The organism is Synechococcus sp. UW106 (genome assembly GCF_900474015.1).
GTDB lineage: Bacteria > Cyanobacteriota > Cyanobacteriia > PCC-6307 > Cyanobiaceae > Parasynechococcus.
The window spans coordinates 1-22,148 of the sequence record NZ_UCNV01000001.1; the positions used below are offsets into that span (position 1 = coordinate 1).

General features: G+C 54.2%; 27 protein-coding genes and 1 tRNA gene. 5 read left to right on the top strand and 23 right to left on the bottom strand.

Going from position 1 to position 22,148, the window contains the following annotated elements; all coding sequences use genetic code 11:
* Positions 1-75: 75 nt before the first annotated feature.
* From DXY30_RS13740 to DXY30_RS00045, 9 genes are all read right to left on the bottom strand, one after another.
* A complete protein-coding gene (locus DXY30_RS13740; RefSeq protein WP_170951060.1) occupies positions 76-225 on the bottom strand; it encodes a hypothetical protein in 150 nt (49 codons plus the stop codon).
* Between the two features lie 900 nt (positions 226-1,125).
* Positions 1,126-1,767 carry a hypothetical protein gene (locus DXY30_RS00010; RefSeq protein WP_115092832.1) on the bottom strand — a complete coding sequence of 214 codons (642 nt, stop codon included), beginning with the start codon at positions 1,765-1,767 and terminating at the stop codon, positions 1,126-1,128.
* A gap of 93 nt (positions 1,768-1,860) precedes the next feature.
* Positions 1,861-2,271, bottom strand: coding sequence for a phage major capsid protein (locus tag DXY30_RS00015; RefSeq protein ID WP_244281171.1), 411 nt, complete (start codon positions 2,269-2,271; stop codon positions 1,861-1,863).
* Positions 2,262-2,432, bottom strand: coding sequence for a hypothetical protein (locus tag DXY30_RS13745; protein WP_170951061.1), 171 nt, complete (start codon positions 2,430-2,432; stop codon positions 2,262-2,264). The genes DXY30_RS00015 and DXY30_RS13745 overlap by 10 nt, the downstream gene beginning before the upstream one ends.
* 139 nt (positions 2,433-2,571) lie before the next feature.
* Positions 2,572-3,825: a VapE domain-containing protein gene (locus DXY30_RS00020; protein ID WP_115092834.1), complete on the bottom strand. Its 1,254-nt coding sequence runs from the start codon at positions 3,823-3,825 to the stop codon at positions 2,572-2,574.
* 73 nt (positions 3,826-3,898) lie between these two features.
* Complete coding sequence (locus DXY30_RS00025) at positions 3,899-4,177, bottom strand: hypothetical protein (RefSeq protein WP_115092835.1); 279 nt, start codon at positions 4,175-4,177, stop codon at positions 3,899-3,901.
* Positions 4,177-4,398 carry a hypothetical protein gene (locus DXY30_RS00030; RefSeq protein ID WP_115092836.1) on the bottom strand — a complete coding sequence of 74 codons (222 nt, stop codon included), beginning with the start codon at positions 4,396-4,398 and terminating at the stop codon, positions 4,177-4,179. The genes DXY30_RS00025 and DXY30_RS00030 overlap by 1 nt, the downstream gene beginning before the upstream one ends.
* Before the next feature lie 867 nt (positions 4,399-5,265).
* Positions 5,266-6,051: a hypothetical protein gene (locus DXY30_RS00040; protein WP_244281172.1), complete on the bottom strand. Its 786-nt coding sequence runs from the start codon at positions 6,049-6,051 to the stop codon at positions 5,266-5,268.
* A gap of 479 nt (positions 6,052-6,530) precedes the next feature.
* Complete coding sequence (locus tag DXY30_RS00045; RefSeq protein ID WP_115092837.1) at positions 6,531-6,773, bottom strand: hypothetical protein; 243 nt, start codon at positions 6,771-6,773, stop codon at positions 6,531-6,533.
* A gap of 510 nt (positions 6,774-7,283) precedes the next feature.
* Between DXY30_RS00045 and DXY30_RS00050 the strand changes: the two genes are divergently transcribed.
* Both DXY30_RS00050 and DXY30_RS00055 read left to right on the top strand, forming a co-directional pair.
* Positions 7,284-7,547, top strand: coding sequence for a DUF1651 domain-containing protein (locus tag DXY30_RS00050; RefSeq protein WP_115092838.1), 264 nt, complete (start codon positions 7,284-7,286; stop codon positions 7,545-7,547).
* Positions 7,548-7,605: 58 nt separating this feature from the next.
* Positions 7,606-8,799 (top strand): carbamoyl-phosphate synthase, encoded by a 1,194-nt coding sequence (locus DXY30_RS00055; protein WP_244281173.1) that lies wholly within the window; start codon positions 7,606-7,608, stop codon positions 8,797-8,799.
* A gap of 428 nt (positions 8,800-9,227) precedes the next feature.
* Here DXY30_RS00055 and DXY30_RS00060 read toward each other — a convergent pair whose 3' ends face one another.
* Entirely contained in the window at positions 9,228-10,592 is a 1,365-nt protein-coding gene (locus tag DXY30_RS00060; protein WP_115092839.1) for a hypothetical protein, read from the bottom strand.
* A 721-nt stretch (positions 10,593-11,313) separates the two neighbouring features.
* Between DXY30_RS00060 and DXY30_RS14350 the strand changes: the two genes are divergently transcribed.
* On the top strand, positions 11,314-11,643 hold the full coding sequence (locus DXY30_RS14350; RefSeq protein WP_244281174.1) for a hypothetical protein: 330 nt from the start codon (positions 11,314-11,316) through the stop codon (positions 11,641-11,643).
* Between the two features lie 158 nt (positions 11,644-11,801).
* Here DXY30_RS14350 and DXY30_RS00070 read toward each other — a convergent pair whose 3' ends face one another.
* The 12 genes from DXY30_RS00070 to ftsH form a co-directional block, all read right to left on the bottom strand.
* Positions 11,802-12,131: a hypothetical protein gene (locus DXY30_RS00070; RefSeq protein ID WP_115092841.1), complete on the bottom strand. Its 330-nt coding sequence runs from the start codon at positions 12,129-12,131 to the stop codon at positions 11,802-11,804.
* Between the two features lie 46 nt (positions 12,132-12,177).
* Positions 12,178-12,897 carry a hypothetical protein gene (locus DXY30_RS14285; protein ID WP_137006751.1) on the bottom strand — a complete coding sequence of 240 codons (720 nt, stop codon included), beginning with the start codon at positions 12,895-12,897 and terminating at the stop codon, positions 12,178-12,180.
* A complete protein-coding gene (locus tag DXY30_RS00080; RefSeq protein ID WP_115092843.1) occupies positions 12,894-13,130 on the bottom strand; it encodes a hypothetical protein in 237 nt (78 codons plus the stop codon). Before DXY30_RS00080 ends, DXY30_RS14285 begins: the two co-directional genes overlap by 4 nt.
* Positions 13,130-13,342, bottom strand: coding sequence for a hypothetical protein (locus DXY30_RS00085; protein ID WP_115092844.1), 213 nt, complete (start codon positions 13,340-13,342; stop codon positions 13,130-13,132). Before DXY30_RS00085 ends, DXY30_RS00080 begins: the two co-directional genes overlap by 1 nt.
* 12 nt (positions 13,343-13,354) lie before the next feature.
* Positions 13,355-13,729: a hypothetical protein gene (locus DXY30_RS00090; RefSeq protein ID WP_170951064.1), complete on the bottom strand. Its 375-nt coding sequence runs from the start codon at positions 13,727-13,729 to the stop codon at positions 13,355-13,357.
* Positions 13,730-13,850: 121 nt separating this feature from the next.
* Positions 13,851-15,137 (bottom strand): site-specific integrase, encoded by a 1,287-nt coding sequence (locus DXY30_RS00095; RefSeq protein WP_115092846.1) that lies wholly within the window; start codon positions 15,135-15,137, stop codon positions 13,851-13,853.
* Between the two features lie 151 nt (positions 15,138-15,288).
* Positions 15,289-15,361 (bottom strand) — tRNA-Ala (locus tag DXY30_RS00100).
* Between the two features lie 59 nt (positions 15,362-15,420).
* Positions 15,421-16,044 carry a transcriptional repressor LexA gene (lexA, locus tag DXY30_RS00105; protein ID WP_115092847.1) on the bottom strand — a complete coding sequence of 208 codons (624 nt, stop codon included), beginning with the start codon at positions 16,042-16,044 and terminating at the stop codon, positions 15,421-15,423.
* Positions 16,045-16,110: 66 nt separating this feature from the next.
* Positions 16,111-16,335 (bottom strand): hypothetical protein, encoded by a 225-nt coding sequence (locus DXY30_RS00110; protein ID WP_115092848.1) that lies wholly within the window; start codon positions 16,333-16,335, stop codon positions 16,111-16,113.
* Positions 16,336-16,346: 11 nt separating this feature from the next.
* Entirely contained in the window at positions 16,347-16,631 is a 285-nt protein-coding gene (locus DXY30_RS00115; protein WP_244281175.1) for a hypothetical protein, read from the bottom strand.
* Positions 16,632-16,660: 29 nt separating this feature from the next.
* Positions 16,661-17,617 carry an ornithine carbamoyltransferase gene (gene argF / locus DXY30_RS00120; protein WP_115092849.1) on the bottom strand — a complete coding sequence of 319 codons (957 nt, stop codon included), beginning with the start codon at positions 17,615-17,617 and terminating at the stop codon, positions 16,661-16,663.
* 45 nt (positions 17,618-17,662) lie between these two features.
* Entirely contained in the window at positions 17,663-19,537 is a 1,875-nt protein-coding gene (ftsH, locus tag DXY30_RS00125; protein WP_115092850.1) for an ATP-dependent zinc metalloprotease FtsH, read from the bottom strand.
* An 84-nt stretch (positions 19,538-19,621) separates the two neighbouring features.
* Here ftsH and DXY30_RS00130 point away from each other — a divergent pair, with 84 nt between their 5' ends.
* Together DXY30_RS00130 and DXY30_RS00135 are read left to right on the top strand one after the other, a co-directional pair.
* On the top strand, positions 19,622-20,278 hold the full coding sequence (locus tag DXY30_RS00130) for an SOS response-associated peptidase (RefSeq protein WP_115092851.1): 657 nt from the start codon (positions 19,622-19,624) through the stop codon (positions 20,276-20,278).
* Positions 20,279-20,359: 81 nt separating this feature from the next.
* A complete protein-coding gene (locus DXY30_RS00135) occupies positions 20,360-21,055 on the top strand; it encodes an ion channel (protein ID WP_371638462.1) in 696 nt (231 codons plus the stop codon).
* Between the two features lie 153 nt (positions 21,056-21,208).
* Here the strand turns inward: DXY30_RS00135 and DXY30_RS00140 are convergent, their stop codons facing one another.
* On the bottom strand, positions 21,209-22,042 hold the full coding sequence (locus DXY30_RS00140) for a PfkB family carbohydrate kinase (protein WP_115092852.1): 834 nt from the start codon (positions 22,040-22,042) through the stop codon (positions 21,209-21,211).
* Positions 22,043-22,148 lie beyond the last annotated feature (106 nt).

Sequence of the window (22,148 nt, forward strand, 5' to 3'; positions counted from 1 at the left end):
AAGCTTATCCACCCCTTGCTCGAGCTTTCAAGTTGTATTTCAAGAAGTTAATATTGCTCATACCTAAGAAGAAGGTCAACAATTAGGGAATTCGTCTGCCGCAAACCATCCAGGTTCAGCAACGGCATTGGAATGCAGCTTCCTTAGCCTGTCAGAGGCATTGACGCGTAGGGCAGCAACAAGCTCATCCACCAGGAACAGGGCAATGCGGGCGTCGCGGGTCATGGGTCAGGAGTAGGTGCCTTGAGTGTTCCCCGCTTTGCACAAGCAATAAAAACCCCGCCATTGCTGACGGGGTCGTGTGTGTGAGGTTTTGTCGGGAGATGGATAGCGACAATCACAACGCCCCCTGCTTTTCCCTTGCGGGTTTTGTATTGCTTTCAGCCAATAGGCATCAGGCTTCCCGACATTTCATCAGTTGCAGGTCATCCAGATAGTTTGGCCAGTGTTTGTGCGGCCTACGGGAGTGGAGGTCCAGTGAGGCTTCGTGTAGCCCGTGGAGTGGTAGCAGCCACCAGCATTAGCTGCCTGTGGCTGCATAGTTTCGAATGCTCCAATTCCGACTGCAAGTGCGAATGGAGCCAGTGCGAATGCAACTCCAGTTGCAGCTTGCTAAACGAAGGAAGTCTTGGCAGCTTTGGTGTTGGTGTTGGTGTTGGTGTTGTTGGTCATTGGTTTGAAGTGTTGTGGAGGTCAACCCTCCTGGACCTCTTCACCATCTCCGTTTCAACTAGGAATCACCTTCCCCATCTGAGGGATTTATTCAGCGGGCTTTATCCCCCAACTGGTTAGCTGTCTTCAGCCATTGAAATCACGTTGCACCTTAGGAACACGCTGTCGAGGCGCCACTGGCAGATGCACTGCATCTTCTCCCGCAGCCCCTCTATGTCAACCAAACGCTGTCCCGTGTACTGCTGCACTTGGACATGCTCGTGCAGATAGCCGTCGTTAAGCAGTCTGTAGAACTGAGACCTGGACTTATATCCGAGGTGCCTTGCAGCCTCGCTAATCGTCATTAACTCCATCTAGCTGTTCCTATCTGTCTACTGTTTTGAAAACAACAGGCTAGACAAACAACGCGCCTTCGGAAGACCCGAGGCCGATGTTCAAGTAAGGACCCTGAAGTCAACCTATAGCTAAATCTACTGCTCTTGAAAGAGTCAATCCAAAAACGTCAAGCACTACAAATCCATTTAAAAGTCGTACCATTTTTGAAATAGAAGTTTTACATGAATCCTGAGAGTAGTCAAAGCAAACCTCTGCTGCGAAGAAAAAATATTCAAGAGCCCCTGGGCCATCCTTTACTACAATTGCAGGCGACAAATTTCTTTCAGATCGCCCATGATTTATTCGCCAATACCACCACGAAAAACAAATCAAAATAATTGGAATGAAGAGCAAAAGCTCAACAATTAAAAGGACGGGGCTTTTGATAGGAGCAATAAGAAGTAGATTAATGATGACAAGCTCAACGATCCAGCATGCTGTAAGGAAAATTGCAAGCATATCAATCAATCTTCGCGATTTAATCCCCGACAGCCTTAGCACTATCAGGATGAATGTATACACAAAAAATGCAGCTCCTATTGGCTGCATATGATTAGTAAGTGCATCCAAAAATGAATGAGATATTTCAAGAAAATTTCTAATTGCACCTTCTTCGACCGCTTCCAGGTCTAAATTTCTGTCAAATTGCTCGGTAAAAACAAAAGTAACAAGCAACACGTAAATCTCTCCAGGACTTTTTGCCCGATCAATAAGTGACATTGCTTCATCAACCAGTTTCGAACATATAAACAAAAAAGCCCGGGGTGTCCAAGCCCCGGGCCAGTACGCACCACAAGCAGGGCGCTGTCGCGGTTATGCGATTGCGTCCTGCATCGCTGTGAATGATTCGGCGTGACGAACAGCAATGTCGATTGACTGCAGAGCCCTGATTCCCGTCTTGCCTTTGGCGAAGTCGGTGTAGGCGTCCACCAAGATTTCCAGCGTCCCGTACAGACCGATCAGCAGATCGGCGAAATTCCCGTAGATGACAGCCGACAAGTTGGTCCCTGAACCCTTTGTGAGGTTTGAGGGGACGTTGTTGCTGACCTCAAAACGCCGCCCTGCAATCTGGGAACGGCCAAGTTCAGTTCTATATGGGCTGAGGAGGTATTGGCTCTGCGAGTCCTTGGCCTTTGCAAGAACCGCCTCGACCTTGGTGGTGGTGAGGAAGCCGCAAGATGCAACATCTGCGTTGTCAACGGAGACCTCCTTCTTCAAATCCAACAAGTGATCCAAGGTTGGGGCCAAACCGTTGGTTCCTCCCGCGACCAAACCAATTCCTGACGTTTGTTCGGGATGCTCACGTCACCGACCAAACCGCCAAGGAACGTGGCGCCGAGTTCTGCGACGGCAAGTCGATCGCGCAACGCCTCAATGAGGTCCACGAGTCCGTGGCCCCCCTCCCCCCAAACTTTCTCCAGTGCATCCCTACCTCCATATTTTTTAGAGCGGAGGGGTAAGTAGGACAGTGGACCTATGACTGCAGCAACTGGCTTTTGACCCTGGACAGCACCATGGACCTACCTACGACCGGCACCATCTTCGTGGACGTGTTGGGTCGCTTTTCGTCGCTGCAATCCGTTTAAGACTCCATCCGGTCCTCGTCATGTGGAACTTGACCAACATCTGTCCACGTCTGTCCGTCATCTTCCGGAAGATGTCCGATGTCCTTGCCAGCTCCGCGTACAGCTCGCTTAGCGCAATCTGTGTGCAGTCCGGTCTGCTCCTAATGAAGCTGTTGATGTGCTCCTCTAACGGATTGTCTTCGCCAAAGTCATCATTAATTAGATCGTTTAAACGTTCATCAGACTCCTTTAAGTACGAGCTGTAGTCGTTTGAGAAAAGCCGACAAGCCTCAGCCCAGATGCGCGGCTTGAGACGGGCCAGAGCGTCGGTGTCGATCTGGTCCTGCCGTGTGCACATGACTGGGATGATCCACCAGCGTCGATTGCCGGTCGGATCGACCAGGAACGTCCCCTCGTTGCAGGTGCCGAGGAAAACGGAATGGCGTGGGACCGGCGAGACCTTTCGTCCGTAGGGGGTCCGGAAGCTGTCGACGTTGGTGCTCAGAAAGTTCTTGAGATGACCGGCGTGGGTCTGGCTGGTGATCCCATCCAGCTCACCCAGCTCCAGCCCCCAGAAACGATGAACCGTGAGCATCGCGTCCTTGCTGCCTATGCGCCCTAGGAACGTGTTGAACCAGTGGTCGAACAGCGTGCGCCAGAACGATGTCTTCCGGCTGCCTCCCTCCCCCTGCAGGACCAAACAGGTGTCGTGCTGACAGCCCGGCTCAAAGGCACGACGCACTGCGCCGACCAAGGTTTTGACCAGCATCCGGTCGTAGATCGTCTCTGGTCCGGAAAGGTCAGCGGGGCGGAGAAACTCTGAGGCGAGACGACAAATGTCATATGGCTCGCGGTCACTGCAGCTCAGTAACCAGTCCTGCACCGGGTGATACGCGTCAGCCTGCGCTGCAAGGTCCAGTGCATCGATGGCTTCACCCTTGGCGATGTCATATCCGCGGCTCTGGCAGAGCACGTAGAAGCAGTCATGCGCCGTGGGGGAGAGGGCCATGCCCTCAACTTCCACCTCATGCGTCATCAGGTTCCAGCGCAGCGAACCGTTTCCTTGTGCTGCCATCTCTGACAGCACCTGCATCACCGTCGCCGCATTGGCTCTTTGGGGTGACCGGGCTGGCAGTAGTTCGCTCAGCAGGTCATCAGAGTTCGAGCGTCGAGCAAGGGCCAAGTTGTCCTGAACTCCGACGCCATGGGCCATCCATTGCTGAATGCCGCAGGTACGTTGAAGTCAGTGTTTTGCTCTTGGCCCCCTGTTGGCGCAGGGGGTTTTTTCATGACTTTTTCTCCAGTGCTTCAAGTCGTTCAGCGATGGACTGCATCTGAATCAGCTGGACCTGTTCGATGTTTTCGGCCCTGTTGAAGGCGTTAACGACGGCATCGCTGTGGACCCTGCAGACCTCCTGCAGCTGCATGTGAAAAGCACTCAGCAACGAGACCTGTTCGATAAACCAAGCCACGCGTTCACTGTCATTTGGCAGGACCGACGCCATCTCCTGCCACTTCTTGGCTTGAGCCTCAATTCGTTTGATGTCCCATGCAATTTCAGGCATCAGCTCTGCCCTCCGCGAGCCTGCGTGCCGCGTTTATGGAATGCCTCGCGGCATCGCTCAACACAGAATGTCAGTGAGCTGTTGCGGGTAGAACCCGCGCACCAATCGCGGCCGGCTTCAAGAAAACCGCCGCAAATTTCACGCTTGCATTTCAGCGTGTCCGTCGAGATGCATAGAGCATCCGCTGCTGCCTTGGTGGGCAGCCAGAGTTCAGTTTTCATGCCCCGAACTCAGTTAGCGGAGCCGACTGGAACGAAAGGAATGAACTCGTCGGTTTGGCTGTCGATCATTTCTCCGTCGTGATTAAGCCAGCCAACTTTGTAGAGCTTGCTGCTGTAAGGCTTTTCACCAGCGTCTTGGCGCGCGACATAGTCATCACGCTTTTCAAAAAGCTCACTGCGGGTCAGGCCAGCAACGCCAGCCTTACGGAGAGCTTGCGAAGCACAGGGTCACCATCAGCGACCCGATCGAGATGGTTAGGCGTGGAGGGATCGTTGATGAGCCGCTCCAGCAGCCGATAGTGCTGCCAGAGAGCGTGTTGGACAAAATTTCTGGTCGCCGGCTACTTCTGGGCGTACTTGTGAGTTCGCCTTTTTTCCGAATTGGATTTGCCCATAGGAGTTACTCCCAATAAGTGGAAGAACTCCGGGATCCGTGGTGACTCTGGTCACATCCTGGCCGACCTAATTGGCCGACAGCAGTCCCATCGGTGTTCAAAACCACCGTAAAGGAGGCAGCAGCTCGTAACAACTCGAGCAGACGACCACGGATGGTGTGCGCTGTCCACATGAGCAAATCGGACTCAATACGGAATCAGACTTATAAATCAGACTCACCGTCGTGAGACGGTGTCTGAGATCTCAGTGGAGCCAAGGAGATTCGAACTCCAGACCCCCTGCATGCCATGCAGGCATTAAATCCGCTGCAACTGCCTGCCATGGCTGGCTTTTACACAAACCATGAACGGGCAATAGAGCAAAAACTAGAGCAAAAATGATGACCCCTCAAAAGTTTTGCTCTAACTCCAGAGCGGGGCGGATTGGGTGACTCCTGAATCCAGCGGCTTATTGGACTAGACCCACAAGGGGTCAGGCAGCCAGTCGCTCACTGAGAGCGGTGGTGCCATGCAGGTTGGTGAAATTGCTGACCTGCTCCAGCAATTGGCGCTCAGATGCCTCGGTGTCCCGAATGCTCTGAAGCTCGTGCTCATTGATGTGAGCAGTGATGCAGTCCCTGGTCATCTGACGCAGGGTGTCGGGGTTGATGGCATCAACCTCAACTGAAACGTCATGACCGAACTTGGCGCTGCGACTGTCTGCTTTTTTGGTCGGACGGGTCGGGAGCCCCATCGCTTCGATCTGGTCATGATTCACCGCAACGCGGTGGAAGTGGAAATACCGCTGCAGGAAGTCATCGCCCCCTGAAAGTTCAAGGATGAACTCACGCAGGCGGGCTTCAGTGCTGCGGCTGATGTCCATTCCGCTGGGATCGAAATCCCCGAAGTAATAGACATTGGCTGATGGCGCGTTGGCATCAGTGATGATCCCTTTTTCCGCTTGTCTGTATCGGCTGTGAATCTGACGCGTAAGGGTCTCTGCTGCCTGCCTGATGAAGCTCAGGCTGGGATACCCCTTACAGGGCATCAAAGGCACGTCGTATTCCTTGGTCACGTCATAGAAAACGCCTGTTAGGGCGTCTTTCTCGATCCAGACCTCGCAGTAATCAGGGTTGGTCTTCGGGTCCCACAACTCGCGGCGGTAATTCCGCTGTGTTCGGTCCAACAGGTCGCTGAGACCGCCATAGGTGTTTGGCTTGTGCATCCAACGGGTGTTGTCTGCCAGCCAGTTCCAAGGCAGTTCACCGTTGAGCCGCATTTCCTTTGTGAGACGACAAACCGTGCCTTTGTATTCCTGTTCAGTCTTTTAAATGATGAACAGAGAAACCAACTGATAAAACAGCTGGCGGACGGTCATGGGTGCGTATTTCTCGCACAGTTCGTAGATCGCAGCTTTGACGCTGTCGATTTCAGCTTTAGTTCGGCGCATAGTTGCTTAACTCCAAAAGGTGGTTTTCGCAGTTGCGCCGCCGGATTCAGTTGTCAAGTTGCGGTGCCGGATCAGCCCCCAAGGGCGTTCTCAGCGGTTTGATTTCGGTTTGATTTGCGTGGGACTAGACCCACAAACGACAAAGCAGGGCATTTAGATACACCTTACCCGTCAATTCTAATGTAACACAAACCCTGCTGATTGTCAACCCCTAATTGATTAGCATTGTTTATATATTGCATAAGCTTAACTTATATATAGAGACCCCTTATTTATCTGCTAAATATACACCATTCGAACGGTTTGCGCTATGAGAAACAGTTGAACCGTGCAGACGTTGATGCGTCGATCTGATCAAGCTCTGCATCCAGCCGATCCAGAACCATTGCATCGGTCAGTCGCTTGGCAGTCATCGCCAGATGGCTCAGCCCCAGCCGGATAACCGTCGCAACCCCTTCAGGGTCTCCATCGCTCAGTGCCTCCATGCACGGTCCCTCCAGTTGCTCAAGATCCGACAGTGATTGAAGGCAGGTCATCTCAACTGCAGGCATGGGCGAAGTGGCAAACCATCTCAGTGTGCCGACCTCATCCAAGTGATTTCGCCATCGTGTCGGCATGCCAAACAAGGACCGACCACTTGCAGACCACCAACTTGTTTAGTGACGAAACTGCAGTATTGGTAGAAATGCTCAGGCGTTATCAATGAACCCTTTACGGCTTGTACTGATCGCTGCCGTTAGCTCTTGCTCGGTTTCTGTATCTGCCGCACGTCCCATCATTGAATTTCATGGAACATGCACTTTCAATGGCGTTTCAGAGGCGTGTTTCGTACGTGAAAGCACCAGCGAATTGGAAGTGACATACCTCTCTGACGGCAAGCGAGTCATCTATGTGAAGCCTGCCGGTGGGGATGTCTCAGTTGTAAGCGATGGCAAGGTTTTCCCCGCTACGTATCAGGTTGATCGAAATAGGGAGTTGACCATCTTTCGCACCAAAAACCGTGTTACTGAGATCCCCCATCTCAGACCCTTAAAGGCACGCTGACTCGCCATCGTTGATTGATGCCGAACAAGGATCGCCCACTTGTTGATCGCCATGCACCAAAGAAGGGTGTCGGCTGGCTGGTGAACACCCAGCAAGGAAAGGTCTGCAGTTTCACCAACGCCAATCCGACTTCTCATGCCCAATGGGTCGTGGTGGAAATGAGGCCGCTCAGAGGTGGTGGACAACCAGTCATCAGACGCATGCTTCGCCACAACGCGATTGAAGCCTGGGAAACCATGCAGAAGTCAGGCGGGTGGAAACGCTGTCAGCCCAAGTGGTGACTACTGCATGCGCAATCAAGTAATGCCCGGCATCATGCGCGCACTGACGCCTGATCCAATGCTTCGCCGCCTTTCCGTTGGATTGCTCGCTTCTGCTGTTGCCATCGCCCCACTGCCTTTGAAGGCACAGGACGGCAGTGCTGATGACCTCGGGGTGATGAGCATCAGCCTTAAGGATGTGGTCAAGCCCACCTTTGGCTTTCAAGGTGCCTTGCAAGGCGCTGGCACTCCGAACCAAGCAGGTATTGGTGGGTTCTTGCCGCTTTCTGTTGGCGACAACAGCGTCTGGTTTCTTGATGTTCTCGCTAACGCCAACTTTGCTGATCGTGAGGGCTACAGCAGCATCATCAACACCGACGTTGCAGGTACAACCATCTCCACATCAACCAGACTTGGTTACCGCTGGCTAAACGGAGACCGCAGCTGGATGTACGGGCTGAATGCTGGTTATGACAGCCGCCCGATGAATACAGGCGGAACCGACACAGGAATTCCTTTGTTTGGAACAGAAAAGAGTGCGTTCTTCCAGCAGGTGGCAGTCAATGCAGAAGCTGTTTCCAATGACTGGAACTTCAACGCTTATGCCTTACTTCCTATTGGTGATACGGAACAAGATCTCAACTTCTTTTACCAAGGCGGTGCACTCAACACCTACGGGCTTGATGTTGGTTATTTCATCACGCCTGAGCTGAATGCTTCTGTTGGTTACTACTACCAAAATGGTGACCTTGGATCTGCTGATGGTTCTGGTGTGCTTGGGCGCCTGGCTTATGAGATCAGCAATGGCTTAACGGCTGGTGTGAACATCTCCTATGACGAAGCTTTCGACACCAGAGTGTCAGCCGATATTAAAGTTCGCTTTGGTGGTGCAAGTACGACAGCACAGCGCAAAGAAGTTCAGCAGCTACCTGTTATTTCTGCATTAACATCAACACCAAGCAACCGAGATGTAAGAGTGCATGATGTTTGTGCCGAGGGCAGTATATATAGAAATGGGCCTAAGTACAGCCGAATACAGGTCTACAAATGCGTGAATGGCAAACTGAAATCTAAGTGTGAAGTGCCAGCAGGCACACCCATCCAAGCAGGTAATAGCATCTTTGGTTTAGTCAATGACGTGGGAGATGGTCAAAGGATAGAACTAGTCTCGTACCTCGATAAGAAGGGATCTCTGAGGCAGGGGCAGAAATGCTTGAATGGCGAGTTAGTTGACTATAATCCAGATCCTGATGATAAGCTATACCCTTCCTAGCAAATCTCCTGCTCTATTAGTTGCTTTTTGTTTGTCAGTCATCTCCAAAGGATAGCAAATTAGCCTTCAATGCCTAGCACAATTGAGCAGAGATAGTCAGGGCTTAATTAGCAATCAAGGCTGCAATCAACTAGCAACACCGGCTAACACTCGTTCAGCGGCAGCAATCAGCTCCGACTCTCTGGCATTGGCGCCGTAGTGCTGCACATATTGACCAGCATTGCAGTTGCGGGCGCAACCAAGCAAAGTCCGACATCATGCGCGGACCAACGAATCATTATTGTGAAAAACTTAAACCAGTACTTTAAAGGTTGTACCTTCCTACAAACACATCTCCAATTCCATTCTTAAGTTGACCAGATAGCGCAAGCTCATGCTAATCTAGAAACTTCAAAAAATTTTCCTGAAAACCTTTTTCACTTTGGTAGCTACTCTTTAATTGCCTCATATAAAATTCGGACGAGTAATCGCACGCCATCATCTTGCTTCAGGGCGGAGTATTCAGGTAAGCCACTTTTACTAAATTCTCTGAGGTCATCAAGAAGTTCCGGATGAAATTGACAAGAAAATGATCTCCTTACATTTTTAGTTTCGAAATCAAGGTAACTGATACACGTTGCCGCAGTCTCAGTACATAATTTGCCTTGCACTGTTGTAGAACACAGAATTTCGATAGAACTTGGAAGCTTGAGAAGCCAAGCGAGCGGTGATACTGAAATGATTTTCCGCGAGGGCACAAGGCTGTTGCGCAGCTTTCTGTAAGCCCAATTAGCAAACAACATCGCCTCTTCATTAACCTCATCAGTGTGAAACATCACTATGTTGAGGTTCTTCTCATAGCTTATAGAGTTTTCAATAATGCCATCGTATTCTTCGCTAGAAACCGCATGAGTAATCAACAATTCAGACAGATCCTCACGTGCATGCGTTCTTGCATTCCCATAATGCATTAACTCACAGTGACCAGCCTCTGGAATCTCATTTATGCCAACAGCAAATTGAGGATCACGCCAACCACAAGCGATTACATTATTTTCGTCTTTTACGATAGCAAGGGCTTCTCCAAGCTTCCATATATCATTGCAAGTATCAATCAAGCTTTTAGCAAGATAGGTTTCTTCTTTAAATATATCCAGATAAGTCCTTTGAATTTCCGCTGTTGCCTTCTGAATTAATCTAACGTGCGCTTGAGCCGCAAGTTGATGCCCCAAGCATATAAACACTACTGGAGGAGTTCTACTTTGTCTTGAGAGTATCAACTCCTCACAAAGACACTGTAATTCAACAAGACTCCATTTCAAATCCTTAAAAGTCGAAGAATCTCTAACCGTAGGGTGGCCACCCTCAATAATGATCGCCAGCGATCGGCTCAAAACCCGAAGAAGGAGTGATTTATCGATATCATCAATGTCCCACAATGGAATCAAAATTGAATCACAGTCCGCAATAGACTGTGCCAAGTAAGCAACATTTAATGACGCACGCACGGATTCACCGCAACTATTTAATCCAACGTGATCAGCAGGCTCAATGATACATAGAGCATGTCTTAAAAGGTGATCATTTTCAAGTAACACCTGAAGATCATCATTTGTCCTTACAACCTTCTCGAAGGGAGCTTTTTCTCCCCAGCCACCAGAAATGTGGCTGTTCGACATGAGATCATTAAAACTTTCAAGCAAATGGGGAGAATCCCTATCACGAAGGAAATCACCCATCAAAGTCTGTATTGAATCAATGCTTGACTCACCAGGGCGTAAAAATCCTTGCTTAGATCTCCAGGAAGGGTTCATGGAATCAAGAACATTTGAATGCTTTTCCCATATTAACTCTTAAGATTATTCGAGTCAAAAAAATTGTTGAAAAATAGCTTGCGTATTTGTATCAACTCAGACAGAAATGAGTTCTGAATCACTCTGGGGCTCGCGAAATGAACACTTCATGGATGGTCAACCAACCACAGGAACACTTTTCAACAAAAGCAAGCCAAACTGTGTCCGAAATACAGATTGCATTGACAAGCATTGCACTTAGGATCACACCCAAGCAAAGCTCGGCATCATGCGCGGACTGACGACTGATCCAATGCTTCGCCACCTCTCGATTGGATTGCTGGCATCAGCTCTTTCAAATGCATTCGTTCAGGCACAGCCTGTCCAGGCAACCATCTCTTGCTCAGCTCCCGTAACAGGTCAATATCTGATCGTTAGTCAGGGTCTGCGTGGTCAGCAACCAATGGGCAGCCTTCAACTGGAAACATGGTTACCCAATGGGTCCGTCAGCGGAATCCGTTTTTTGCGGGTTGGTCGCAGCTACAGCGAAACGAAATACGAAGGTCGCTGGGGGTCAGAAAGCGACTGTGGATTGACTGTGACCAGAGATCAACAAGGTCACGAAAGCAAGGTTTTGCTCACCGCACAGGGGCTGCCTCGGTTCGGACTCAGCACTCGAATTGGCGACGTTGTAAGAGAACAATGGATGCCCCAATCATATCGTCGCTGTGAACCAGAGAGCATGAACGGCAGCTTCCTGAGCCAGCAAAGAGGTAGCAGCTTTGCTGCTTCGTCATGGAAGGCCAATGCCGTGATTCAGCGGGAGAGCTGGACCGAATGGCAAATGGTTGGTCTCGCGGTCTCCTCCTACAACGGCGCTGGTGAGGTGGCTGGTTATCAAGGCCGATTCATTCAGGATGAGAATTGCATCGGTCGGATTCGTCAACAGGATGATCGGGGTGCGACCTACGCCTACACCGCGATACTGCGCTCAGATGGATCGGGCTACGCCTATCTACAGACTCAAGGTGATGACCTGACCGTTGCTTTGGTTGAAAAGTCGGCCTCTTAACTCTGTGTGCGCTGCTCTAATTGATGGCTGTGTGACCGCACGGCAGAGCGATGCTGACTCAGGCTCAGAAGCGTCTCAAGAACCTTCAGGCGTTAAAGGTGTTGGAGGCAGTTGCCAGCGAGAGTTTCGGGATGCTTTGAGGCACAAGCCCTTGGTGGCTAGTCGGACTGACGCATTGAATCCAATAGGTCAAGCACAAACGCGTAGTCGACACAGCTCAGCATCTGTTCGATGCATCCATAGGCATTTCCATGCCCAACCTCAAATTGCTCTGCGAATGCCTCCTCGCTCAGCTTTGCTTGCCAGGCGAGTGCATCTCGACGTATCCAGGCCGATAGCTCTCCCGGCGTATGGCAGGTCAATAGCTCTTCGTTTCCTGCCTCACAGATCAAGTCAATGACGATTAGTGCGTAGCGATTAGTTGCTTCTTCCAGCTCTCTCTTTCCCCATAGCTGCTCGATGTACTGATGTGCCTGTGATCGATTCATCAATGTGCTCCAGGCTTCTGCCCTGCCCCAAAGCCCACAAGTTCGTTTAAGAGGCGTATTGCACCAATCGCATTGCTCTCCCTGCCTCCGGCAACGGCATCAGTTGCGATCTGCTCAAGCAGTTGAACCTTGCTGGCAAGCATGTCGGCGCGGTCAATGTCAGCCAGATCTTCTCTGACGATGGCGCGTGCTTCGTGGATATATACCCGTGCTGTTTCTCTGCACACCCCCCAGCTATCGCAGACGTGATGCTGCAGCCAACGCTGAGAGTTGCTTTTAACGATGAGGTCAGCCAGCTCTTCAACACGCGCTGTCTTCTGTGCTTTTGTGCATCTCTTTCCCATGAATTGATTCTGGCAGTGTGATCAGTGCGGGTTGTCGTTTTGGTGCCTCGGATAAAGAGAAACACGCTTGGCATCGATGGGATGGCTTGATAGCAGGCATCGACTTTTACGGGTCCTTCTATGAACACCAGCGGAATGCTGATGTTGTTCAGGTAGCCCTCAGGCATCAACGGGCTGAAGTACGGACGTGACCCGCTGTTGAAAGGTGCCTTGAACTTGGGTTGACTTGTCGGGAACAATCGCTCAACGATGTAATCATTGCCTCGACTGTCCTTGTAGGGGGCACCGTGAGGATCCAGATAGCGAATGGCGAGGTTTTCTCCACAACTGAAGTATTGACCTCTAAGACATTGCGAATTGATGCCACGGTCATGGAGGTAATCAAGATGGATTGGCAGAAGTCCCGCAGAATCTGTGCTCATGCATCTCCTGCTTGAACACGACGCGAAGCACGCCATGAACGCTTCTCGAACTCATTTCGAATGAGCTGAACTTCCCAAAGCATTGGGCTATTGCTGTTGTCGGTTTTGAACCGCCAATGTTTCCCATGCTCCAGAAATCCACCGTGAGAATCACGACGCCGCTTCAGCGTGATGGGACTGATGCCCAATGCACTGCTGGCATCCGGTGTTGCAAGCCAGTTGGAGTTAGCCATCAGTTAACACCCTCCTGTTCAAACAACTCTGTAATCAGTGGTGCTGAATCGTGAATTACCTGCAAATTGACGCCAACACGTTCCAGTGCGTCGGTGACTGACGTGAATAGCGATTCACGATCAGAATTGGGGTTGAACTGACGGCAATGCGACGGCAAGTCGCGGGCGCATTGCATTATCTCGGCTTGCGCCAGAGTGAGATCAGTTTCCATTGGCTTTCGGGATTAGTCCCGATCAGGCCATCCGTATTGATCGATGATTAGCCGCTGAAGCCGTGCAATAACTCGCGTTGGCTTCATTCGCCTGTTGCAGGCAATGGCATCGGCAATCTGCTGGCGATAAATAGCAGCAACATTTGGTGCCACCTTTTCCATCCTTTGCAAGGATGCCTGATCAGGAACAACAACAGGCGTCAGCTCCTCTGGAACGACGTGGCGATTTCGCCAGCTCCAAGCAACATCTAACAACCACTGGCGGTTGCTGTTCTTGGGAAGTCGATTGAGGACGATCTCAACACCAACAACAGGAGGAGTAGCAGGACCCTGCCAGTAATCCGGAATTGTTGGTCTTGTTGGAGGTGTGATCAGCTGTGACGCCAATCGAATCTCTACGAATGAAGTTCGCGCTTCCAGGGCAGGGATCACCTGCGAGCCTTAGCGTTACTAAAAATTTATCACGTCTGATGCACCTTGTGTGGTCTTGTTAGATCGAGCGATGAAATCAGAACTTTGCAGAAGTTGTTGATAACGCGGCAGACGCCTGTGTAATGCGTGCCACTGCATCCTTTAGCCCCTGTTCATCAGTCCACTGCCCGTAATGCCTGTGGTGAGTAGCAGGCGTATGACCCATCAATGCAGCTGCATCCCGCACTGATAACGGGTTGTCGTAGCCCTTATGCGCACGCCATGCCCAGCCATGCCGCAGGCTGTAAGGCGTCAATCCTGGTGTTGCAGCAACCATCGATTGCCAGAAGGGATAACGATCCATCAATTGCCTGAAGGCATCACCAACCTTTTTGAACTCGCCTGAAATGATCGCGGTGCGGATCGCCAGCGGTAGCTTCACCAACCCGCCTGAATACAGCGCGAGAGCCTTTGCACCGTCGGTCCGTCCATCCAGTTCCAGCGGCAAAGCAAGGCGGGGCGGCTTGGCAGATTTCATGCTCCTGCGATTGCGTTTCACCTGACTGCCAACCTTCAGGCAACCGTCGTCAACTTCCAGTGCTGCGAGTTCAGCGGGGCGCAAACCAAAGCACCCGATCAGAGCAACAGCAAGGTGCAGTTCAGGTTTGCCATCGGCTTCCAGTGCATCGAGCAATGCAGCCAGCTGTTCTGGCTTCACTGGAGGCGTCAGCGAGGAATCAACGTCGTCTGCAGTGCCGATCAACACCTGACGTTCATCACCTTCTAATGGCTGCCACAGCCCAGGCACTCCAGCCTTGTCGATGGCATAGGTGAGGAACGCGGCAACATCTCCAAGATGGCGTTTGCGGCCATTTCCTGCAGCGGGGCAACGATCAAAGAAGGTGGCGGCGTATTGCTCCATCAGCTCCCTGCCATCCCGTGGGCGGCGCTTGGCAGCAGTCAGAAGAGTGACGGCATTGGCAACACGATTGCTGGTGTCTCGCAGAGTGGTGCCGCGTCGATCGCTGCGAGTGAGCAGGAACGATTCGCTGATAGCTGACCAATCGATGGTGCCTGCTTTCACCCCATCTGCAGTGACAATCCCACCAACCTGATTGGCGCGGTTGTGAGCTTCTTTGAGGCTGATGTCGTGCTCTTTCATTCGAGCAATAAGCACCGCCACTTCATTGGCGATGGCGGTTGCATTGCCTGCAGACCATGTGATCGAGAGCATCACAGATTGCTTGCTTCCGTCCTGATATCGGCGGGTGAGCTTGGTGCCTTTGCTCTGCGGAAATAGCCCCCAGCCAGCGCCATGATCACGCTTGAGCTGACGACGCAGATCCTTTTCCCAGGTGCCGTCTTTGACGTAGGTAGCGGGCATGTTTGCTCTAGGTCCTGCGTGATGCAGGGGGTCAACGGTAGAGCAAGAGGTAGAGCAAAACTGCTCTATTTGGCTAGGTCCTGATGTATCAGAACGGGTAAATAAAATCGCCCACCAGCAAAGAAGCCAGTGGGCAACTTAGAAAATTCAATGGAGCCAAGGAGACTCGAACTCCTGACCCCCTGCATGCCATGCAGGTGCTCTACCAGCTGAGCTATGGCCCCATTGCAACGTGGAAGCTTCGTGCGACCGACGTCACTTGAGAGTTTACACCGAGAAGGCCTCAGACCTGACGCCAAACAGCCACCAGGCGACCTTGCACCTCGACCTGCTCGGCCGGGAGCTCAATTGGTTCATAGGCAGGATTGGCTGCTTCGAGAACCACCGTCGCGCCCTGGCGATGGAAGTGCTTCAGCGTGGTGCCGCTGCCAGCCACCAGAGCGCTAACAACCGTGCCGTTGCGCAGGCGCTGGGGATCCTGAACAGGCTCCATCAGCACCACATCACCGTCGGCGATGTGGGAATCGACCATCGAATCTCCGTTCACCGTGAGCGCGAACAGACCACGGGTCTCCAGCACAGGCGCCAAGTCCAGGTGCTCCTGAACATCATCAAAGGCGGTGACCAGACCACCTGCAGCGACGGCCCCAAGAACCGGGATACCCGCTGCCCCCACCATGTCACCCAATAGCTGCAAGGTGCGTGCCTGGCCCTCCTGCCAGGTGATCCATCCTTTCTGCTGGAGATGACGTAACCGGCTTTGGATTGGAGCGGGCGAACGAAGCCCCATCGCCTGCATCATCTGGCGAATCGATGGACTATGGCGATGCGTGCCGATGTAGTCAGCCAGCCAGTCGTAAAGCTCTTGCTGAGCAGAGGTGAGAGGCTCCTGAAGTACACGAGTCACCGCAGAAAAGGTTCGGGCAATACATTTGTACCGCTACCTCCCCGGCTCCGCAACCGCTAATTCAGGTCAGACGAGCTTCCACACCGCAGGCTCTGGGATGCTCGGCGCTACCTTGAGGTCTTGGGGTTCCTTGAAGGCCACGCGCCATTCAGGAACACGGCATGTGACGTAACCGGGATGTTCAATCACCAGACCCGGTTCATCGGTTTGGGTCGCCACCCAGCCCGACATCCAGTGCCCCTCCTCAGACAGACCACCTTTGAACCAGACCCAACAACGTTCCTTGCGCATCACGAGGCTCTTCAGCGGTTCTTGTAGTTCTCAAGCTGTTGCGGGCACGCAGCCATCAGATAACCCATTAATTGCCCCGTGATCCGGGCCCGCTCCTGATCATTCGGAGCGGTAGGAATGTCCTCATAGCGCATCGACGTGTCTCTCTCAAACAACGCTTTGAGCTGAGGGTCCGGCAACGCATAGAACGCATCCACGCCCATGGCGCAGATCTGCTCTCCTGTCCATCGGGCAATGGTGCTCTGCTGTTTTTTGCTGGTGGCTTGTACCGCTGAAACCGTACTGGCCGTAACCATCAACAGCAGCAAAAAACACCAGACCACCTTCACAGACCTCCCATCAACACCGCCAACAGAGCCTGTTGTGCATGCAGGCGGTTTTCCGCTTGATCGAAGATGCGGCTTGCCGTTCCCTCCATCACTTCTGCACTGATCTCCTCGCCGCGGTGGGCTGGCAGGCAGTGCAGAACGATCGCTTCTGAGGACGCCAGATCCATCAGGGCTTGATCTACGCAGAAACCGGCAAAGGCCTGCTCACGCTGCATCTGCTCAGCTTCTTGGCCCATCGAGGCCCAGACGTCGGTATAAACGGCTTGAGCACCGGCCACAGCCTCCCGGGGATCGGTCACCACATCAATCGATGCCCCGTGCTGCGCCAGGGTTCGTGCCTGCTCGAGAACGCCCGGCAGAGGGTCGAAGCCCTCTGGACAGCCAATTCGCACATTCACCCCCAGCAAGGCACCGCACAGCATCAGGGAATGGGCAACATTGTTGCCATCGCCCACATAAGCCAGGGTCTGACCCGCAAGATCGCCATGAGCTTCCTGCATGGTGAGGAAGTCAGCCAAGGCTTGGCAGGGATGTTCCAGATCGGTCAAGGCATTGATCACCGGAACAGACGCCCAATGGGCGTAATCCACCAGCTCCTGCTGCGCGAAGGTTCGAATCGCCAGAACGTCGCAATACCTGCTGAGGACACGGGCCGTGTCCTCCAGGGGCTCCCCGCGGCCGAGCTGCGTCACAGAAGGATTGAGGTCAACCGTTTGACCACCGAGGCGAGCCATGGCCACCTGAAAACTGACGCGGGTTCGGGTGGACGCCTTGCTGAAGATCAGACCCAGCACACGGTTGCCGAGATCGATCCGACGATCACCGCTCTTCAGTTGTGCAGCCAGATCCAGCAACGCCGCTGTTTCATTGGCGGAGAAGTCCGCCGATGACAGGAAATCACGGCCGCAAAGCGGAGAGAGGACAGCAGCAACACCCGCAGGAGCGGTAGCCATCGCAACGGTTCAAAGGACAGTTATCGGGGATGAGGCCCGCTGCCGTCAAGCGGTCACGCCTGAAGGCAGCACACTCGCCTCGAGCATCTGCTTGAGGTCATCCCCCTCAATGACCTCTTTTTCAAGGATCTTCTGAGCGATCGTTTCCAGCAACGCCATGTTCTCCCGCAGGATGGCCAGGGCATCGTCATGGGCCTGATCCACGAGCCCGCGAACCTCCTTATCGATGGCCTGAGCAGTGGCGTCGCTCACGGAACGCCTCGGGTTGTTGCCACCCCCCAGGAAACGTCCACCGCCCTGCTTGTCGTAGGCAAGCGGCCCAAGGGTGTCGCTCATGCCGTAGGTGCCCACCATCTGCTCAGCCAGATCAGTGGCTCGCTGCAGGTCATTGGCCGCCCCTGTGGTGATCTTGCCGAACACAATCTCCTCGGCGGAGCGACCTCCCAGCAGGGTGGCAATCTGACCCTGAAGTTCCTCCTTGGAATTGAGGAAGCGTTCCTCCGTCGGCAACTGCAAGGTGTAACCGAGAGCGCTCATGCCGCGGGGCACGATCGAGATCTTGGCCACTTTGCTGCCACCTGGCATGAGATGACCCACGATCGCGTGGCCCACTTCGTGATACGCGACCACCTTCTTTTCGTCGTCTTGAAGAACGCGGCTCTTCTTCTCAAGGCCTGCAACGACACGCTCAATCGCCTCACCCAGGTCTTGCTGCTCGACGCTGGTGCGCTGTGCCCGAGCTGCTAACAAGGCGGCTTCGTTGACCAGGTTGGCGAGGTCAGCACCTGCAAAACCGCTAGTGGCTTGGGCCACGCTGTCGAGGTCAACGCCGGAGGCAAGCTTCACCTTCTTGGCATAGATCTCGAGGATGGTTTTCCGTCCAGACAGATCCGGACGATCCACCAGAACCTGACGGTCGAAACGCCCCGGACGCAGCAAGGCTGCATCGAGCACCTCTGGCTGGTTGGTGGCAGCCAGCACGATCACCGGTTTGTCCTGAGCGGCGAAACCATCCATCTCCGTGAGCAGCTGGTTGAGGGTCTGTTCCCGCTCGTCATTGCCTCCGACGACACCCATTGAGCCCGAGCGGCTCTTGCCAATGGCATCGAGTTCGTCAATAAAAATGATGCAGGGCGCCTTCTTCTTTGCTTCTTCAAAGAGGTCGCGCACCCGGGCGGCACCGGCACCAACGAAGAGCTCGACGAACTCCGAACCAGAAATAATGAAGAACGGCACCTCCGCTTCACCGGCGACGGCCTTTGACAGCAGGGTCTTGCCAGTGCCAGGGGGGCCGACCAGCAGCACGCCCTTGGGAATCCGGGCACCGATCTCGGCGTAGCGCTCAGGCCGCTTGAGGAAATCAACGATCTCCGTAAGTTCCTGCTTCGCCTCATCAACGCCTGCAACGTCAGCAAAGGTGATTCGCGACTCTTCATCGGGCACATACACCTTTGCTTTGCTCTTGGTAAAGCTCAAAGCGCCCTGCGCACCACCCCCCATCGAGCGACGGGCGAAGAACTGGAGCACCAGGATGAAGATCAGTGGAGGCACCACCCAGCTCAAGATGGTGGTGAAAATGTTGGGCTTCTTCGGTGGTGCTGCAGCGAATTCAACGCCTTTTGTTTCAAGGCGCTGCGGCAAATCCATATCGAAGATCGGCGTCGTGGCCAAGACCGGAGGCGTGCCCTCCTCGGGATCACTCAGCTCGTAGCGAATCTGGTCCTGAGTGATGAACGCCCGCTTCACAGCGCCGTCATTGACCTGGTCAATAAACAGGGAGTAAGGCACCCGGGGCACCTGCTGCATGCCATTGCTGGGAATGAAGCTGCTGAGAAGCAACAACACTCCGAAACCAATCAGCACCAGGTTGATGATTCCGAAGCGACGGTTCGGCTGGTTGTCGTCCTGGCGGATCGGCATGGATGGCCTGAAATTCCCGCCACGCTACGAGGGATCTCTTGCAATCAATGGGTGTGAGAACCGAACGGCACCTAGGTTCTGGCCATGTGCGGTCGCTATTGCCTCGAAACGCCTCGCGCTGAACTGCAGCGGGTGCTGAACAGCTGGCTTCGGCCGGACGACAGCGCATGGCTGGCCCACTACGCCCCCCGCGACTTGATCCGACCCCAGGAGCCGGTGCTTGCCGTGCGGCGTGAGCATGGCGAAGATCACCTCTCCCACATGCTTTGGGGTCTGCTGCCGGGGTGGGTCAAGGACCCGCTTCAGGCTCCACGACCGATCAATGCCCGCGCAGAAACCATTGCGGAAAAAACCTCCTTCCGCGGTCCATGGCGTCATCACCGCTGCCTTCTTCCCAGCACGGGTTTTTTTGAGAAGGGACATTTGATCCGTCGCAAAGACCGGCAGCTGTTCTGGCTGGCCGGCATCTGGGACAGATGGATTGGGCCCGATGGCAGTGAAGTGGAGACCTGCTGCGTGATCACGACACGACCGAACAGCATGGTGAAGCCGTTGCACGATCGAATGCCGGTGATCATTCCCGACGGGTTGGAAAGCATCTGGCTCGAACCTGGAGATGGGGCCCACCGTCGCGCCCTCGAGCCGATGCTCACGCCATCGCCACCCGACCCATGGGAATGCCGAACGCTGAAGCCAGCATCCAGCAAGCACAACCACCAGCAACTGTCCCTCCTGGACTAAACAGCTCTTGACAGCCATCGCTTGCTGCCGACCCTGGGGGCAGCCGCAGTTGCCAAAGTGCTGGTGGGACTGGTTCAACGAATCCTGCTGCGCGATGGCACACAGCTGAAACTGCTGCTGCTCTGCACCCTGATCGCCACCGTTGGATTCGCCTTTCCTCGCTTGGTCTGGGCGACATACATCGGCTACACCCTGATTGCCTTACTGCTCACCCAGGTCATGGTGGGGAGCAGTAACGCTCCGGATTGGAGTGATGCTCTGTATCGCGGTCTGGGACTGTTCGCAGTTGCCACGATGTGGATCTGGCTCCTCACACCCCTGGAGCTGATCTACAGCGGCATGCCGCTGGCCCTGAGCTGGAGCGTGTTGGTGGGCTGGAGCGTGATCCGCCTGGTGACACGCCTCGCCAGCACAAAACGCGTCACCGAAGCGCTGCTGATGGGCGCCACCGCAGGGTATCTGCACATCGGTCTTACCGCAGGGCTGGTGATGAGTGCCCTGGAGACCATCCAGCCCGGCAGCTTCGAACCGCTGGAACTGACCAATTTCGGCGATACCAGCGTTCTGGCCAGCGCCCGCATCTTTTCAGCGATCAACTACTTCGCCTTCGTTTGCCTCACCACCGTCGGTTTCGGAGACATCAGTCCGGTGCTGCCCCTCGCTCGAATGGTGAGTGTGGCCACGAGCGTCGCCGGACCGCTCTACCTCGCTGCCGTGATGGGCGTGCTGATCGGGCGCTATGCCAGCAGCCTCGACCGACAATCCAGAGACCAGTAAGCACCAGTAAAAATTAGAGATGAAAGGGGGTGAGCCAGGCACCAGCCGAGCGAGACGGTCAAGGTCTGATGACCACCAAGGCCCGTTGGCAGAAGAAACCGGCCCGAACCGATGTGGAGGGGATCCTCGGACAGGGCGAACCGTCCAAGTTGACTAGCCGTAGGGGCCAAAGCGCGTCGCACAGGCGGCACCACACTGCGCACCCAAAGCGATGGCCTTCGCCAAGGACCATCGCGCGGCAAGGCCGGTGACCACCCCCGCCGCAAAGCTGTCACCGCAGCCATAGCTCTCCACCATTGGCCCTGGGAGTGGCGCTGGGTCATAACGCCCGCCAGGAAGACTGAGGCCCCCTGCGGCACCCTCCGTGCGAATCAAGGTGTGGGGAGCTGGGTTCAACTGCTCCGGCTCCACCCGCTCACCCGGATCAAGCCCACTGCCAATCAGGGCGTCGAGGGACACCTTGGCCTCTTGAAGCACAGGCAAACGAACCCGCGGAGTCGCGGCAAGGACTGCAGCAGAGCGGCAGGCTTTCAACAGAGGGGCATCAGCTGCCGTGACGAAAAGGCCGTCGCACTCGCCGAGGGTCTCCCAGGGCAGGTCATCGTCGAGTGATGGGGTCAGCCGCTCGCCCATCACGGTGATCGCCCGGTCCCCCTCACCATCGACCAAGCTCAGGCCCCGCCGGGTTGGCGCCTCCCTCCAGGCGACATGCACCTCAAGGCCCAGATGTTCGAGCCGCTTAACGCAGGCTTCGCCGACCGAATCACGGCCTAGGGCCGTAAAGAACTGGACGGGCTGCTGCTGCAACCGTGTCATTTGCACCGCAACGACAGCACCACCACCGGCGGGTTCCTGCAGGGTCCGCAGGGCGTGACCAATGGCCCCGGGACGGGGCAATTGATCCACCGCCAGAAATTCCACCCACTCGACATGGCCGACGACGGCCAAGCGCAAGGGCGGCAGGGCTGAGGCGGAAGACAACGGCAGTCCCAGACGGCTGGACCCCCATCCTCTCTGGTGATTCGGGCCGAATCACCAGAGAGGATGGGGTGAGGGATGGGTCGTGCTGCCCTCTTGCGCGTCAGATGTCAGC